At 71.5% G+C, this 17,188-nt stretch carries 10 protein-coding genes; 5 read left to right on the top strand and 5 right to left on the bottom strand.

Annotated features, from left to right (window positions below; translation table 11 throughout):
• Positions 1 to 132 precede the first annotated feature (132 nt).
• A complete protein-coding gene (eccB, locus tag OC490_RS30200; protein WP_262061187.1) occupies positions 133 to 1,665 on the bottom strand; it encodes a type VII secretion protein EccB in 1,533 nt (510 codons plus the stop codon).
• A gap of 19 nt (positions 1,666 to 1,684) precedes the next feature.
• A complete protein-coding gene (gene eccD / locus OC490_RS30195; protein WP_262061186.1) occupies positions 1,685 to 3,094 on the bottom strand; it encodes a type VII secretion integral membrane protein EccD in 1,410 nt (469 codons plus the stop codon).
• Between the two features lie 356 nt (positions 3,095 to 3,450).
• Here eccD and eccCa point away from each other — a divergent pair, with 356 nt between their 5' ends.
• Positions 3,451 to 7,377 (top strand): type VII secretion protein EccCa, encoded by a 3,927-nt coding sequence (gene eccCa, locus OC490_RS30190; protein WP_262061185.1) that lies wholly within the window; start codon positions 3,451 to 3,453, stop codon positions 7,375 to 7,377.
• 484 nt (positions 7,378 to 7,861) lie between these two features.
• On the opposite strand, the gene OC490_RS30185 is transcribed toward eccCa, so the two are convergent.
• Complete coding sequence (locus OC490_RS30185; protein ID WP_262061184.1) at positions 7,862 to 9,031, bottom strand: S8 family serine peptidase; 1,170 nt, start codon at positions 9,029 to 9,031, stop codon at positions 7,862 to 7,864.
• Positions 9,032 to 9,174: 143 nt separating this feature from the next.
• Here OC490_RS30185 and OC490_RS30180 point away from each other — a divergent pair, with 143 nt between their 5' ends.
• The 4 genes from OC490_RS30180 to OC490_RS30165 all read left to right on the top strand — a co-directional run bounded on the left by OC490_RS30180 (position 9,175) and on the right by OC490_RS30165 (position 15,228).
• Positions 9,175 to 12,492, top strand: coding sequence for a right-handed parallel beta-helix repeat-containing protein (locus tag OC490_RS30180; protein ID WP_262061183.1), 3,318 nt, complete (start codon positions 9,175 to 9,177; stop codon positions 12,490 to 12,492).
• Positions 12,493 to 12,709: 217 nt separating this feature from the next.
• Complete coding sequence (locus OC490_RS30175; RefSeq protein WP_262061182.1) at positions 12,710 to 13,954, top strand: hypothetical protein; 1,245 nt, start codon at positions 12,710 to 12,712, stop codon at positions 13,952 to 13,954.
• 13 nt (positions 13,955 to 13,967) lie between these two features.
• Entirely contained in the window at positions 13,968 to 14,966 is a 999-nt protein-coding gene (locus tag OC490_RS30170; RefSeq protein WP_262061181.1) for a hypothetical protein, read from the top strand.
• Positions 14,967 to 15,087: 121 nt separating this feature from the next.
• A complete protein-coding gene (locus tag OC490_RS30165) occupies positions 15,088 to 15,228 on the top strand; it encodes a hypothetical protein (RefSeq protein ID WP_262061180.1) in 141 nt (46 codons plus the stop codon).
• Between the two features lie 834 nt (positions 15,229 to 16,062).
• On the opposite strand, the gene OC490_RS30160 is transcribed toward OC490_RS30165, so the two are convergent.
• Positions 16,063 to 16,899, bottom strand: coding sequence for a hypothetical protein (locus OC490_RS30160; RefSeq protein WP_262061179.1), 837 nt, complete (start codon positions 16,897 to 16,899; stop codon positions 16,063 to 16,065).
• A 102-nt stretch (positions 16,900 to 17,001) separates the two neighbouring features.
• On the bottom strand, positions 17,002 to 17,188 hold a 187-nt coding region (locus OC490_RS30155), incomplete at its 5' end, for a hypothetical protein (protein ID WP_262061178.1).

Raw genomic sequence — 17,188 nt, 5'->3', positions numbered from 1 at the left:
TGATGATCCGTCACTGCTTCCCGCCACGGTTGCGGAAACTTGATCGCAGGGTGGGGCCGGAGTGACGGGCGATGACTTCTGAGGCTTCTCCTGAGCTTCAGTCGACGATCCGTCAAATTCCTTTGCCCCAGGTTAATTTGACATGACATCAGACCCTGCTTCCGATGTACTTCGACGAGAGTCCGGCCTCCCGCAGCCGGCGGGTGCCAGGGCGGCGTCGCCGGCCGAGGAGGCCGCGGCGCCGGTCAGTTCGGGTCCGGTCGGGAGCATCGACAGCAGCATGAACGGCAGCCCCACGACCTCGTTGTCCGCATAACCGAGGGCCTTCTGGTCGGTTTCCGTGCCGAGTTGGTACTTCACCCCGGTGTCGGTCACCAGATACGTGGTGTCCCCGACCTCGTCGCCGTGTTCGCCCAGCGCCCTGACCAGCGCGCCGCCTCCGGCGCGCACGGTGACGGAGTTCACCGGCAGACATGCGGCGGACGCTTCGCCGGGCGCGAGGGCCTGCGTGGCCCGCCCGCCGGAGTCCGCCGGCACGAGGTCGACACTCACCCGGGTGCCGGAACCGCTCGGCTGGACGCGGGCGCAGGCCGTCCAGCCGTCCGCCACCCGCTGGGCGGACGGCGGCGACTCCGGCAGGCCCGGGGTGGCGACGCTTCCGGTGGTGGGTGCCAGGTGGCCCTTGAGGGCGTCGGCGCCCAGGGACACCATGGCGGCGGACCCGCCGGCGTAGGCCTTGGCGCCCGTCTGCGGATCGCCCAGGACCAGGGCGGCGCCGGTGGCGGTGAGCGGCGTCAGCCCCGCCTTGAGCAGGAGGTAGTACTGCGGGCCGCCTCCGGGCACGGACACCTGGAACACCTGCCCGACGCGAGTGGCGAGACCGCCCAGCGCCGGACCCGTGTCGCCCCGGCCGGGGACGTCCGGCGGAGTGAGGTCGGGACCGGACGGCAGCGCGTCGAGGAAGGCGGCCGAGACGGGGCGCGGGGTCGTGGACCCGTAGCCGAGGGCGTCGATCGCGCCGGCGGCGCGGTCGAGCCGCAGCCGGCTGCCCTGCCAGAGGAGATAGTCCGTGCCGTCGGGGCCGACGACCGGCAGGCCCTGCCCGGAGGCGAGCGGGGTGCCGGTGCCGGTCGAGGCGCCCACCGCCAGGGTCGTGACGGCGGCACCGGCCGACGATCCGGAGCCGGTCCCGCCGCCGGTGTCCGGCCCCGAACAGACCTGCCAGGGACCGCTGTTGAGCCCCGCGCCGGTGGGAAGCGCGTCAGGCGCGCCGTCGATGCCGACCGGCGAGCCGTGCTGGGTGCCGCTGAGCGCGGCGGTGTGCACCTTGGTGACGGCCAGATCCGCGCCGAGGAGCAGCCGTGCCGAGGCGTAGTTCCGCACCGGCCGCAGCCGCCCGTCCAGGTACAGATAGCGGGAGCCGGTGTCCGTGTCGACGATCAGGTTCCCCGAGGTCCGCCAGGTGTCCGTGCCTCCGGGTTTGATGATGCCGAAGACGAACGCCCCCGCCGAGACGAGGACCGCGACGAGCAGGCCGATCACGACACCCCGGTTGGTCCGGCCCTGCGGACTCTCCGGGGCGTCCGGGTCGGCTCGTAGCATGCCCGAGGTCAGCCGGCCCATGACGAACATGTGGGCCTGCACCTGGTCGCGCCTGGACTGCATCGCGGTCGTTTCCTCCGGGTCAGCTGTTCATCGCGCGCAGGGCGCCGTACACACCGAGCACCCACAGGGCCAGCGGCAGCAGGGCGATGGCGGTCGTGGTGTGCAGTACTTCCGCCGCGCGCCCCCAGTACGGCACGAGCCGCCGCCCCGGTACCGTCCAGGAGGCGATGGCGAGGGTCGCGGTGACCGCGAGCAGCCCGGCGACCACCAGCATCCGGTCGTCGGGGCCGGCCGAGCGGGCGACGCCGTAGACCAGCAGGACCGCGCCCAGGGCGCCGGGCAGGAGCAGCGAGAGCCGCTGCCAGACGTTGCCGAGGCCGCGCCCGTGCAGCAGCAGGAGCAGCGAGAGCACAGCCGCGGTGACGGCCTCGGGCAGCCCGGGGTCGTGGGTGAACGCGGCGAGGCTGGCCGCGCAGATCGCCCCGGTCGCCGCGTACAGCGAGGTCATCCAGCCGTCCGCGATCACGGCCCGGGCCGCCACGGCGGCGGTGGGATGCGGCTCGATGCCCTCCTGCAGCTGCTCGGCGTTGGTCGGCAGCGGTGGCGTACGCAGTCCGGACAGCCGGAAGGACAGTGCCGGGACGAACGCGCCGAGGACCACCGCGGACACCGCGAGGACGCCGGCGGCGTGCCCGAGGGGCAGGTCGCCGACGAGGATGAGGACGGCGCCGAAGGCGCCGAACACCGCGACCACGAACAGCGCGAGGAACACCGCGGCGAACGAGGCCACGGCGGCCAGCGCCAGCACCGCGCCACCCGCTCCGGCCGCGCAGGCCGCGAGCAGGCGCGAGCCGAGCCCCTCGTTGCCATTCGGCCCCGTTATCGCGCCGCCGGGCAGCAGCCAGCCGGCCAGTGCCAGGTACGGGGCGACCATGAACCCCAGCGCCACGCCCGCGCCGGCGTCGCCGACCGCCCGGCCGGCGGAGGCGGCGCCCGCGAGCAGCAGCAGCCCGGTCGCGCCGGCCGCCAGGCCGCGCTGCCAGCCGGGGGCTCCGGGCAGCGCCAGCACCAGGATGCCGAGGGTGAGCGCGGTCACCGCGAACCCCCGCAGCAGCCGCCTGCTGGCGTCCGGTCCCCAGCCGTAGGGGCGTTGCCGCATGGTGGTGGAGACACCGAACACCAGGTCGTCCAGGTGTACTTCGGGCAGTGCCTCGACTCGGGGGCGGAGGTGGAGCGTCTCGCCGTCACGCAGGTCGAGGGCGTCCAGCGTGCTCTCCTCGTCCAGCGGCGGCCCACCGAGGCGCTGGAGTACCCAGCCGCCGTGCTCGATGCCGGTCTCCGCAAGCCCGTCGCCGCCGTAGCCGACGACGGTGGGCAGGAGGTCGGCGACGGGCACATCGGAGGGGACCGCCAGGTCGATGGTCCTGGCGGGGGCATGCACGGTCAGACGGCACAGGGCCGCCGCTGAGCCGACGGGCCTGTCGGTCATCAGGGGCCGCACCCTTCTCCGGAGGTCCGGGGCTGGGGGAACAGGGCGGGGTAGGGGGGACGCGCCGGACGTGTGACCTGAACGCCGGGGTCACCACTCGCACACGTCAGAGCCGAACGTACGGGCCACCACTCCTTTTTGACGGATCTTCAGAGAAACTTCCCAACGAACCTTTGTAGACCGCGAGTTGAACTCCCGGTCGGGCGATCGGAGGCAGGTTCCGGGCCGGGTACCGTGACCGGACTCGGGGCCCTGTCCCGAAAGCCCCACAGTGGCGCGAGCGCCGACCATGGCGAGGAGACACCGCAGTGAGTGTGGTTCTGTTCCGCAGGCCTGCCCGCCGGCGAGGCCCGGACATGCCCGAAGGAGAGCTCAGCCTCCAGGAGCCGCCCACCCTCCCCGAGGTGGTGCCGGACAGCTCCGCCGTGTGGACGTATCTGCCCATGGGGATGATGTCGGTCTCCATGATGATGATGTTCATGAGGCCCGGCTCCAACGGCCAGCTCGGCAGCTTCATGTACATAGCCATGGGGCTGATGGTGCTCTCCTCGGCCGCCATGATGGTCGGCCAGGTCGTCCGCAAGAACGGCGAGCGCAAGCAACGGCTCAAGGGCGAACGTCGCGACTACCTGCGCTATCTCACCCAGACCCGGCGCAAGGTCCGCGGCGCCGTCGTCGAGCAGCAGCGGGCGCTGGCCTGGCGGCACCCGGAACCGGCCGCGCTGCCGTCACTGGTGGGCACCTCGCGGCTGTGGGAACGCCGTCCGACGGACGAGGACTTCGCCGAGGTCCGGGTGGCCGTCGGTGACCAGCGGCTGGGACTGCGGCTGACCCCGCAGTCCACGAAACCCGTCGAGGACCTGGAACCACTGACCGCGCACGCCCTGCGGAGCTTCATCCGCGCCTACGCCACCGTCCCCGACCAGCCCATCGCGATCTATCTGCGTCCCTGGTCCCGGGTCCTGTTCCGGGGCGACCAGGAGCGGATACGCGCCCTGGTCCGTTCCATAGTCGCCCAACTGGCCACCTTCCAGGCGCCCGAGGACCTGTGGATCGCGCTGTGCGTGGACGACGACCGGCGTGCACAGTGGGAGTGGACCAAGTGGCTGCCGCACAGCCTGCGCGACCAGGAACACGACGGCGCGGGCCCCGCCCGCATGATCGTCTCGGCGTTCAACGAACTGGAGGACCTGCTCGGCGCGGAGTTCGTCGAGCGGCCACCGTTCGACCCGGAGGCGCCGACCGGACGCGAGGAGCCGTTCACCGTCATCGTCCTGGACGGCGGCCGGGTCCCGGCCGGGCACCGCATCGACGGGTCCGGCTTCCGCAACGCCGTCGTCCTGGACCTCACCGGTGAACTCGGCTGGCGGCCCGGCCGCACCACCCTGCGCCTGGACCTCACCGGGGACGAACTCAGCCTGGTGCGCACCGACCGCGACCGCAAGGAACAGACCACCCGGCTCGGCCGCGCCGACACCCTGGGGCCGGTCACCGCCACCGCGCTGGCCAAGCTCATCGCCCCGTACCGGATGGGCTTCGGCACCGAGGCCGCCGAACCGCTGTCCACCAACGTCGAGTTGACGACCCTGCTGGGCATACCCGACCTGCACCGGCACGACCCGGCCGCCCTGTGGCGGCGGCGCACCGGAGCCGACCGGCTGCGCGTGCCGATCGCGGTCGGCGCGGACGGCGCTCCGGTACAGCTGGACATCAAGGAGTCCGCGCAGGGCGGTACCGGCCCGCACGGCATGCTCATCGGCGCGACCGGCTCCGGCAAGAGCGAACTGCTGCGCACCCTGGTGCTCGCGATGGCGCTCACCAACTCCTCCGAGACCCTGAACTTCGTCCTGGTCGACTTCAAGGGCGGCGCCACCTTCCTCGGCCTCGACGAACTGCCGCACACCTCCGCCGTGATCACCAACCTCGCCGACGAGGTCGCCCTCGTCTCCCGCATGCAGGACGCGCTGCACGGTGAGTTGATGCGCCGTCAGGAACTGCTCCGCAGCGCCGGGAACTACACCTCCGCGCTGGACTACGAGAAGGCACGCGTGTCGGGCATCCCGCTGGCGCCGCTGCCCAGCCTCTTCGTCATCGTCGACGAGTTCAGCGAACTCCTCGCCGCGCACCGGGAGTTCATGGACCTGTTCGTGATGATCGGACGGCTCGGCAGGTCGCTGGGCGTCCATCTGCTGCTGGCCTCGCAGCGGCTCGACGAGGGCCGCATGCACAGCCTGGAGAGCCATCTGTCGTACCGGATCGGCCTGCGCACCTTCTCCGCCATGGAGAGCCGCGGTGTGCTCGGTGTGCCGGACGCCTACGAGCTCCCACCGCAGCCCGGCGGCGGCTTCCTGGCCAGCGGCGGCGAGGCACTGACCCGGTTCCGCGCCGCCTACGTGTCGGGACCGTACGCCCGACGGCACAGCGCCGTCGTCCAGGCCCGGGTGGCCAGCCAGGTCGTACCGTGGACCGCCGACTGGGTGGTGCCACGCCGGATGCCCGACGAATCCGTCGCCACCGGACCCGACACGGCGGAGGACGAGGAGGCCGAGAGCCTGCTGTCGGTCGCCGTGGACCGGCTGATCGGCGCCGGACCGCCCGCCCACCAGGTGTGGCTGCCTCCGCTCGGCCTGCCCGCCACCCTGGACCAGGTCCTGCCGCCGCTCGCGCCCGACCCGGTACGCGGTCTCACCACCACCGACCCGGACGGCCGCGGTCGGCTCACCGTGCCCGTCGGCATCGTCGACCGGCCCTTCGACCAGATGCGCGACCTGCTCACCGTGGACCTGTCCGGCGCGGGCGGGCATGTCGCCATCGCGGGCGGCCCGCAGAGCGGCAAGTCGACCCTCATACGTACGCTGATCACCGCCCTCGCCCTCACCCACACCCCGCGCGAAGTGCAGTTCTACTGCCTGGACTTCGGCGGCGGCACGCTGGCGAGCCTCGCCGAACTCCCCCACGTGAGCGGTGTCGCGGCCCGACTGGACACCGAACGCGTCGGCAGGACCATCGCCGAGGTGACCTCGCTGCTGGCCGTGCGGGAGCGCTTCTTCCTCGACCAGGGCATCGACAACATGATCACCTACCGGCGGCGCCGCGCCGCCGGGGAGTTCCCCGACGAACCGCACGGCGACGTCTTCCTCGTCATCGACGGCTGGCAGACGGTGCGCCAGGACTTCGACCGGCACATCCAGACCTTCAGCGCGCTCGCCGGGCGCGGCCTCAGCTACGGCATCCACCTCGTCACCACCACCGCCCGCTGGGTCGAACTCCCCGCGGCGGTCCGGGACCAGGCGGGCACCCGGCTGGAACTGCGCATGGGCGATCCCATGGACTCCCACATCGACATCCGCCGCGCCGCCACCGTCCCCCGTGTCCCCGGCCGGGGCATGACCGCCGAGGGCAAGCTGCACTTCCTCACCGCCCTGCCCCGCATCGACGGCACCGAGGACGCCCAGGACCTCGCCGACGGCGTCGCCGGCCTGGTCTCCGCCGTGAAGGAGAGCTGGCCGGGGCCGGCCGCCCCGTCGGTGCGCATGCTGCCGACGCTCCTGCCGGCCTCCGCGCTGCCCCCGGCGCAGGACGGTCTGCGCGTGCCGATCGGCGTGGACGAGGACGAACTCGCCACCGTCTGGCACGACTTCAGCGAATCCCCGCACATGATCGTGGTCGGTGACACCGAGAGCGGCAAGACCAACCTGCTGCGGCTGATCGCCAAGGCCATCACGGAGCGCTACACCCCCGCCGAGGCCCGCATCATGATCGTCGACTACCGCCGCGACCTCGTCGAAGCCGTACCCGACGCCTACCGCCTCGGCCACGCCGTCTCCGTCGACGTCCTCAAGGACCTCGTCAACGGCGCCGCCCGCGCCGTCCGCGACCGCGTCCCCGGCCCCGACATCAGCCCCGCCCGCATGAGGCTCTGCGACTGGTGGACCGGCCCCCGGCTCTTCATCCTCGTCGACGACTACGACATGGTCGGCACCGGTCCGATGAACGCCCCCTTCGACCCGCTCCTGAACCACCTCGCCCTAGGCCACGAGGTCGGCCTCCACCTGGTCGTCGCCCGGGCAGCGGCCAGTGCCGGACGCGGCCTCAACGAGTCCTTGCTACGGCGCCTCCAGGAGGTCAACACCCCTGCCCTGCTGATGTCCTGCCCGCCCGCCGAGGGGTACGTCTTCGGCAACGTCAAGGGCCGCATCCTCCCTCCGGGCCGGGCGCTACGGATCGCCCGCCGCAAGACGGTCGAAATACAGACGGCCCTCCTGGACCCCAGCCGGCTGTGACGAGCAGGCCGGCCCGACCGGCCGTCGTCGTACCAGAACCGGACCTGCTCCGGCTTCCCGGCTTCGGGCCGACGGGGCGAGCAGGACGCCCGGCCCACTCTGTGATGTCGTCGGTGAATCCACGGGGGGCAGGGTGCTAGTTCCGCGAATGTGACACTCGTCGGGTGAAGTGTCGCGTTCGCGGACGACAGCCCCCCCTGCTCCCGGCACTGCCTCGCCACGGCCCGGATCACCCAGCCGGTTTTCGCCAACAGCATCGCCCCGTCGGCCGGGCCTTACAGACCCGCCAGACACCCGCGAACGGGACGCACCCGGACTCCCGGTCGGCTAAACAGACCCGGCGCCTTGCGTGAGTGACCCCGGGCACGATCGTCGCGCGCCCGCAGAATGCGCCAAGGGCCCCGCGGAACGAGCGGCCGGTGGTTTTGACCCGCGCCGTGGTCCGCCGGGAGGCGTCGACCGGCAGGCCGTGTCGGCCGGCCGGTCAGGGGATCGGCGGGGCCGGGGAGGAGTCCGCCGGGCGCCATCTCCGCGCGCGTCCCCGGGGAATGACAAGGAGGGCGGCGGCCGTGAGAAGGACCAGGCCACCGGAGACCCCGGCGACGAGCACCGCCACGGCGCGCGGGGTGCCGGAGGCCGGGGGTGCGATGCGGACCCGATCGGGCAGGGCCCCGGGGGCCCGGGCCACCGTGGACCGGACGGCGGTGACAGCGGCGTACGGGTCGAGGCGGGGCGGGACCGCCGGGTAGGCGAAGTCGGTGAGCCGGGCGGCGGTCTGCGCGGCACTCAGCGCGGGGTAGCGGGAGCGCACCAGCGCGGCGGCGCCCGCGACGAAGGCGGACGCGAGAGAGGACCCGGAGGCGATGTAGGAGCCGGAGCCGCGTGGGCCGACGCCGACGATGCCGTCGGCGGGCGCGGCCAGGTCGGGCGCGGCGGCGGCCGGGAGCACCAGACCGGTGCCGCCGACCGAGAGGGCACCGGGGGCGGAGGCGGGCCAGTAGACGCCGGCGGCTCCGTCCTTGTCGTTCTCGGTGTCCGGCACCGCCGGGGCGACGACCAGGGCGTCGTGGGCCGTCGCGTACGCAACCACGGAGGTCAGCTGTTCGCGGCCGTCGGCCAGCGCCGCCGAGACCGCGATCACCTCGGCGCCGCCATTCACCGCCGCGCGGATGCCGTCCGCCACCAGGGCCACCGAGGGCACCCCCCGGTCGTCCGTGCCACGCACCGCGAGAATCCGGGCCAGCGGGGCCACCCCCGCGAAGGCGCCGGCGTCGGTACTGCGGGCCGCGATGAGACCGGCCACGAAGGAGCCGTGCCCCACGCAGTCCTCCCCGGCTCCGGCCGGCGCCGAGACCCGCCCGGCGAGAGCGGAAACGCCCTCGGCGACACCGGTGTCCACCACCGCCACGGTCACCCCGGAGCCCTGGGTCAACTGCCAGGTACGGTTCAGACCCAGAGCGGCCCGGGTCGACGACCGCGCCTCGGCGGACTGCTTGGACGCCGGCGTACAGGGGGCGTCGGAGGTCAGCTCCGACGGGATGACGGGCAGGCTCACCGAGGTCGGGCGGGGTGTCGGACTCGCGGCCACCAGGGTCGCGGACACAGCGAGCACCACGGGCAGGAGGAACAGTCTGCGGGCCACCGGACATCGCATGTTCGCATGATAGTTCGTCACCGGTGGTGCGCCGGGATAGCGTTGCGAACACAGGGGCGGGGGAGGGAAGTTGGCCCTTCACCCCAGGCCGGATCTCGCGGCCGGACCCAGAGGCCAGACTCCGAGACCCAGGAGGACCCAGCGTGTCGCGGCAGTGGCTCACGGTCGACCCGGAAGCACCGGACGGTTTCCGGACGATCGGCGACGCACTCGCCACGGCCCGCTCAGGGGCCGTGATCAGTGTCCGACCGGGCCGCTACCCCGAGAGACTCACCGTCAGGACCAGGGTCACCATCGTCGCCGACGGCGAGTCCGGGAGCGTGGAACTGTGTCCACGCGACGGCAGCGCGATCACCCTGGTCGCCGATGCTGTCATGCTCACCGACCTCCTCCTGCGCGGAGGCGGCGACGGCCTCCCCGTCGTCGACGTACCGCGCGGCCAGGTCGCCATGGGCGGCTGCACCGTCATCGGCTCGGGCTGGACCGCGATCCTCACCCGGGAGGCCGGTTCGGTCGCCATGCGCGACTGCCGGGTCACCAATCCCGAGGGAGCCGGAATCGTCGACACCTCCCCCACCGGCAGCGTCATCGAGGACTGCCTGATCGAGAACCTCGGCACCACCGGCTTGGTCCTCACCGAGCGCGCCCGCACCACCGTGCGCGACTGCCGGATCCGTGACGCCCGTGCCAACGGCCTGCTCGCCAACAAGGAGGCCCGGGGCAGCATCGAGGACTGCGAGATATCCGGTACCGAGAAACCGGCCATCGCGCTTGAGGGCAACAGCACCACCACCGTGCTGCGCACGACCGTGGAGCACGCTCCTGTCGGCCTCCAGGTGACCAGCGCCTCGCGCCCGGAACTCGCCGACATCCGCGTCACCGACACCACGGGACCCGCCATCGCGCTCTCCGCCGGGGCCTCGCCCGTGCTGCGCCGCTGCCACACCTCACGGACCAAGGGCAGCGGTCTGCTGGTCACCGACCGCGCCCGGGGTACCTTCGAGGACTGCGAGTTCAACTCCTCTGCCGGGCCGGGCATCCACGTCAGCGGCTCGGGCTCGGCGCCCACGCTGGTCCGCGTGACCGTACGGGACTGCGCCGACCGAACCGACGCCGCCGTCCTGCTCGACGACGAATGCGCCGCCGAATTCGACCACTTGGAGATCCTGCGCGCCGCGGGCACCGCGATCGCCATCCGGGGCGGCGCCAAGCCACTGATACGCCGGGCCCGTGTGGAGGCCCCCGGCGGGTACGGCGTCGAGGTCACCGCCGGTGGCCGTGGACGGATCGAGAACAGCGAGATCACCGCCGCGGCGGGCGCCGCGGCCGTCCGCTGTGCCGACGACGGCAACCCCTACGTCCGCGACAGCGTCCTGCGCGCCGCGGCCCGGACCGGGGTGTCCGTCGGCCCCGGCGGGCTCGGCACCGTACGCGACTGCGAGATCGACACCAGCGGCGCCACCGGAATGCTCGTCGAGGACGGCGGCGAACTCAACGCCACCCGCGTCCGGGTCACCGCCTCTGGTGCGCACGGCGTGCTGATCGCGAGCGGTGCGCGGGCCGTGCTCAACGGCTGTGAGATCAGCGGCAACACGGGCGACGGGATCCGGGTGGACAGCACCGAGGCGGTCACGGTTGACGGCTGCGTCGTACGCGACAACCGGGGCTCCGGGCTGCGCCAGACCCGCGCCGGGGAACGACTCGACGTGGGCGACCTGACCAGTGCCTCCAACGCCGTCGCCGATGCCTGGGGCACCAGCGCCGGAAGCGTGGCCGAGGGCGGTGGCGACAACGCTGGTGCCCCGCCCGCCGAACCCGAGGGCCCCGTCGAGGAGTTGGAGGCGCTGATCGGCCTGCAGGCCGTCAAGCACCAGGTCCGCACCCTGATCAACCTCACCCAACTGACCCAGCGCCGCGCCCGGCTCGGCCTGCCCGCCCCGCCGATGAGCCGCCACCTGGTCTTTTCCGGCCCGCCCGGCACCGGCAAGACCACCGTCGCCCGCCTCTACGGCAGCATCCTCGCCTCACTCGGCGTGCTGCGCTCCGGGCACCTCGTGGAGGTCTCCCGCTCCGACCTCGTGGCCCAGGTCATCGGCGGCACCGCGATCAAGACCACCGACGCGTTCACCACCGCCCTGGGCGGGGTGCTGTTCATCGACGAGGCGTACACCCTGCTCTCCGACAGCAAGGGCTCCGGCGCCGACTTCGGCCGGGAGGCCATCGACACCCTGGTGAAGCTGATGGAGGACCACCGCGAGGACGTCGTGGTCGTCGCCGCGGGGTACACCGACGACATGAACGCGTTCCTGTCGGCCAACCCGGGCCTGGCGTCCCGCTTCACCCGCACCGTGGAGTTCGCCAACTACTCCGTGGCGGAGCTGGTGACCATCACCGAGAGCATGTGCCGGGCTCACCGTTACGACTTCGGTCCCGGTACCGCCGAGGCGCTGGCCGCCCACTTCGAACGCATGCCGCGCGACGCGACCTTCGGCAACGGCCGTGCCGCACGCGGGGTGTTCGAGGAGATGGTGGACCGCCAGGCGTTCCGGCTGGCCTCCGTGCCCGAGGCGAGCGAGAGTGATCTGTCCCTGCTGTTCCCCGAGGACGTCAGTGACGCGGCAGCCCGCGCCGGCACGGACGCCGACCAGGAGGCGGACCCGCGCGCGGAGTTGGAGGCCATGGTCGGCCTGGGGGCCGTCAAGCGTGAGGTTGCCGACCTCGTTAACCTCCTCGCCACCACCCGGCAGCGCCGGGCCGCCGGACTGCCCGTGCCGAAGATCAGCCACCACCTGGTCTTCTCCGGCCCGCCCGGCACCGGCAAGACCACCGTCGCCCGGCTCTACGCGGAACTGCTGAGCTCCCTGGGTGTGCTGCCCCGGGGGCACCTCGTGGAGGTGGCCCGCGCCGACCTGGTCGGGCGCTACGTCGGCCACACAGCCCAGCTCACCCGCGAGGTGTTCGAACGCGCCCTGGGCGGCGTGCTGTTCATCGACGAGGCGTACACCCTCACTCCCGAGGGCGCCATCTCCGACTTCGGCCGCGAGGCCGTCGACACCCTGCTGAAGCTCATGGAGGACCACCGCGACGAGATCGTCGTCATCGCCGCCGGCTACACCGAGGAGATGCAGCGCTTCCTGGCCTCCAACCCCGGACTGGCCTCGCGCTTCTCCCGTTTCGTGGAATTCGAGAACTACACCACCGACGAACTGATCGACATCATCCGCGGGCATGCCGCCACGTCCGGCTACGAGTGCGCGCCCGCCACTGTCGAGGTGCTGCGCGGCCATGTGGACGGCCTGCCGCGCGACCGCTCCTTCGGCAACGCGCGTACCGCCCGCCAGTTGCTGGAGTCGATGATGACCCGGCAGGCCCGGCGGCTCAGCTCGCTGGCCGCACCGGGCCTGGACGACCTGCGGCTGCTGCTGCCGGAAGACGTCCAGGTCGCCGGCGCGTCGGTTTGACCGCCACCCAGGGGTTTCCGCCGCAGCTCCCAACTACCCAGTCCAGCAATGGTTTCTGAAGCTTCGTCAAACAGCTGGCGAAGACCGAGGTCTTCTGGGGTCCCCGCCGATACCGTGCCCGTATCCCCTGCCCCACGCGTCACACGACACAGCGGGCTCGGCAGGTGCCCGCCGGTCCTGAGGCGCCACCCTTGAAGTCACCAGAGAGGACCCGAGGATGTCCCGGCAGCACGAAACATCCGGCGGCACGCCACCGGGGAGTGAGGACACGGCGCCGGTGGCCGTTCGGCGGGCCGTCCAGGTGTCCGCGGTGGCCGGAGATCCCGGCGCCGCCCTGACCCCGAGCGGCCGGGCGGCCACTGTGCCCGTCCGCCCCGAGGCCACGCCGGAGCAGCAGCGTCCCCAGGCCCCGGAGCGCTCGGCATGGCAGCCCGGGCCGGAGGCTCAGGCTGCAGCTCCGGAGTTGGCCGCCGCCCCGGCCGGTTCGACGGCCAGGGAGGAACCCGCCGCACCCGAAGCACGCGCCGGAGCCGACGTCCTGGCCGAGCACGAGGCCGACGAGGCGCCCGCGGGGACGAGCGGCGCCGACACCGAGGGCGTACGGATGCCCTCGGCCGGGCCGAAGAAACCGGTGCTGGCCGCGGCGGCGATCATCGGGGCGTTACTCATCGGGGTTCCGTTCCTGGTCCTGGGACACGGCGACAGCAAGCCGTCCCACCCGGCGGGCGCGGCAGCCACGAGCGACACCGTTCTGAACGGCCGGCCCGACGGCGCGGCCGGCGGCTACGTGTCCGGTTCTCCCTCGGCGACACCGTCGTCCAAGCAGGACGACGACACGAAGACCAAGAAGAAGACCACGAAATCGCCGCCCACGCCCGCCGCGAAGCAGCAGACGACGGCCGCCAAGGCCAAGAGCGCCGAAACCGGCGGACACGTGGCCTCGACTGGATCCGGGACTACGAAGACACAGTCGTCGAAGACGACGAAGACGACCATCACGGCACCGGCCGGCACCGCGGCTTACGCCGTGCAGAAGCTGGCCGCCGCCAGCCCGGGCCGCCACATCTGCTACCGGGCCTATGTGAGCGACGTCGGCTGGCAGGCCCCGGTGTGCGACGGCGCCCAGGCCGGCACCGTCGGACAGGCCCGCGCCATCGAAGCCCTCAACATCGCTGTGTCCGGCGTCAGCGGTACAGGCTCCAACGGGTACATCGAGAACTCCGGCTGGGAGCCCAACTGGAAGTTCGCGGACAACGGCGCCAACCTCACCATCGGAACCACCGGACAGCTGCTGCGCATGGAGGCGTTCACGCTGAATGTCGGCTCCGGCACCGTCTGCGCCAACGCCCATGTGGAGAACATCGGTTGGCAGGGCCGGAAGTGCGACACGCCAGGCGACTTCCTGACCGCCGGGACCACAGGCCTGGCGCTCCGCCTCGAAGCCGTCGAACTGACGGTGTGAGGGAGGACAGGTCATGCCGTTGCTGAGGGCCGTGGACAACGACGACTACTGGCCGGAGTACGGGACGTTCGTCATCCGGGACGTTCCCTGGCTCAACCGGTCCGGGCCCCAAGTCGGTGAGCTGCTCGCGGAGTTCGCGGTGGAAACCCAGCCCAGTGGGTCGTTCGCGCGGGCCGGTGACGGCTGGGTGGAAGGCGTCGCGGCCGACAGCCAGCACACCGTGCGGATCGAGGTGTACGACGCCCCGCCGGATGACGACGACCTCTCCGAGTGGGACGACGTCATGGAAACGCCCTTCGTCAGCTCGGGTCTGGTCAGCCTGGCCCTCGTCGTCGCCGGCCCCGTCGGCGAACCGATCCGGCTCGGACCGCCGAGCGCGTACCGGATCCTGTTCGCCCGCCGCCCTCTGACGGCGGGCGACGACCCCAGGGGATGGCCTTGCGAGTACCGGCTGCGGTTCTGGCCGGTGGACGCGCCCGGGGAGCCGCCCCGATGGCTGCGCCGCAGCGCCCCGCTGGTCGACGCCCGGCCCGCCGACCAGCGGGGCGTCTTCGACGGCAGCTACCGCAGCGTCGTCACCGACGTCGCGATGCTGGCGTTGTGGGCCGCGGAGAGCGCGACCCCGGTCACGCTGAGGTGGCTGGCAGACCGGCTGGCGACCACGACCGCGACGGTCCGCGGCGTCATGGAGCACCCGAGAGCAGGCCTCGTGCTGACCGTCGACGGCGACCTCGATGACGTCGACGCCCCGCTGACCGTGACGGTCCTCTCCCGGACGCCCTTCGCGATACGAGCCCGCCAGACCGTGGCGGTCCCGCCGCCGACCGTGCCGGGCACACGTCACGCGCCGACCGCCCGGCGGTCGACACCCGGCGCACCCGGTGCACGAGCCGTGCGGCCGACGCCGGCGCGCCCCATGGTCAAGCTTCAGGAAGCGACGGGCATGGAGGAGGAGCAGCCACGGCCCGACGACCACCGTGGCGGAGGCACGGATCCGGATCCGACGGGCTGAGAACCACACCCGCTCGATGCGCGGCCGTTCGTCCTACGAGTTCCGGCTTGTGCTGGAGCGTTCGGCATACGACGGCCACGTTTCATCGCCGAAGCCGAGCCGCCCCGTCTGGAAGCCTGATATGGATCGAGCCAAGGCGGAGGCACGACACCAGGCCGAGCAGAACGGGGTGGACGTGGCTGCTACGAAGCCGATGGTGGCTTTGATCATGGCGGGCGCGGACGGTGGCCGGCTGATGGTCGAGGTCTCGGCGGGGGAGTAACGGTCAGGACTCCGGCAACTCGGGTGGTCCGGCGTGATGACCAAGCGATATGGCCCCGCCAGGTGGGCTGTCAGTTGTCGACAAGCGCCTCTGCGCTGAATTACGGTGCGGGTCGGTAGCCCCTCGATGGTCGGCTGCCCCGCCCTTGCGACGTGGGTGCGACCCCGCCCGGTGGACAGCCGGTGGACAGACGCCTTTGGACGGTGCATCACGGGGTGGCACGGTTCAACCTGCTGCACATGCTCTGATCAGTAAAAACGTCACCACGCAGCACGGCGAGACACCAGGCAACACGAACGCTCGTGGTCTCGTAATGCGTAGGTCTCGGGTTCGAATCCCGAAGGCGGCTCTGAGGGACCCCAGGACTCACTCGCCGTGACCTGGGGTTTCTTGTTTTGGTTGACCTTGGAATCCGGGCCAACCGGGCACCTGTGACCTGCGCATCGCAATGCGTAGGTCTGAGGTCGACCGCCAGTGGGCGTTTCGGCTCGTAGGGCTGTGGCCTGGCTTCCCGATCTGCCGCGCGGTCACATGAGGGCTTGGGCCGCAGGATTGTGCCATCCAAACAATTCCACGATCGGTGCGCTCCATCTTGGGCGCGATCGATAAACCGCTCATAGAGCAGTTCCTGCGCTTTCGACTGTTTGCGCTCAACAGCCTCAATACGGGGCTCGATGGTGGCGTTGGAGGCATCGGTGCAGCGTGGAATCGACGCTGGGACGGACACGGCGGTCCACCCGCGCAACGCGCAGACCACTGCCCCACCGTGGTCGGCAGGTGTTCACCGAAACGACATAAGAGTCCAAGATCCAGGAGAAACGTCACCAGCGGCTCTCACCGTCTCGGCGCACCCCACCATCTGCCGTGGTGGTGATGAACACGGTTCCAGGCTTCGTCAGAGGCATCGTCAGGCACTGCTACGAGCATCGACTCCGCTTCGTCGCGGACGAGTCCGACCTGGGCTGTGGTCAGCCGTCGGCAGTTCCACAGCAGCCCTGCCATTTCGGCCGCCAGTGGATCGTCGGGCCGCGATGGCTCGCGGAGTTCGACGCCGGTGATGGCGGCGAGGTCGCCGGCCGGGATGCCGAGAGCGGTTGCGAAGGCTTCCACCTGGTCCGAGGTCAGAGGTACACGGCCCCTTCCGATGCCGCTGATCGTCGAGGCGGCCAGGTACACGCGCCCTTCGGTCAGGATGGCCAAGATCTTGGCCGCAGCGGTCAGGGAGCGCAGGTTCCGGTTGCCGCACAACAGGTTGGCGAGCATCGCACCAGAACCGGCCTTGTGCTGGTCATAGGTGAACGGCGAAGCGGATGGACGTCCTTTGAGTTCCAGCGGCAGCTGATCGACAAGCTGGTGGACATTGGCTCTCTGGTCCGACGGCAGTGCCATCGTGATCCGGACAAGGTCCGCAACTACGGATCCTGCGGCCGGGTCCTGGGGGGTGAGGGATTCCGGCGCCGATACGTCGGCGATCGCATAGAGGTCGACGGCGTGGAAACCAAGCGCGGGGGCGAGGTTGTCGAGCTGCGAAGCCAGCGGCGGCGTGCCCGATACCACCGAGCGGAGTTCGGTCTCCGGGATGCCGGACGCCGAGGACAGCCACGCGACATCCGTCCGACGGTGCTTCAAAAGTCGAGCCAGAAGAACGCCGAAGCCTGGATGACTCGCCACGGTGTCACCTTACGTCTTGCGTCGAAAGGGGTCGATCGACGGAGGGGGCCGAGGCTCCTTGGAAATGAGGACCGGACATCCCTACTCCCAGGAGTCGCGCTTTCAGAGCAAACCGCCGTAATGCTGATTTCGCACGGGCCAGGGTTTCCATACGGTGCCTTCGTTGACTGTGAGCCCGAAGCCCTGGCCCTGCAGCGCTCGTGCAGCCACGTCCCGCAGCCGCATGTAATCCACCTCGTTGTACGCGGGGGCACAACTGCCGGGCAGATAGTGGCCTGAGCCGTTCGTC

Source organism: Streptomyces sp. STR69 (genome assembly GCF_024519455.1).
Lineage (GTDB): Bacteria > Actinomycetota > Actinomycetes > Streptomycetales > Streptomycetaceae > Streptomyces.
The sequence above is the reverse complement of the archived record's forward strand: the minus strand, read 5'-3'. Positions and strand labels throughout refer to the sequence as shown.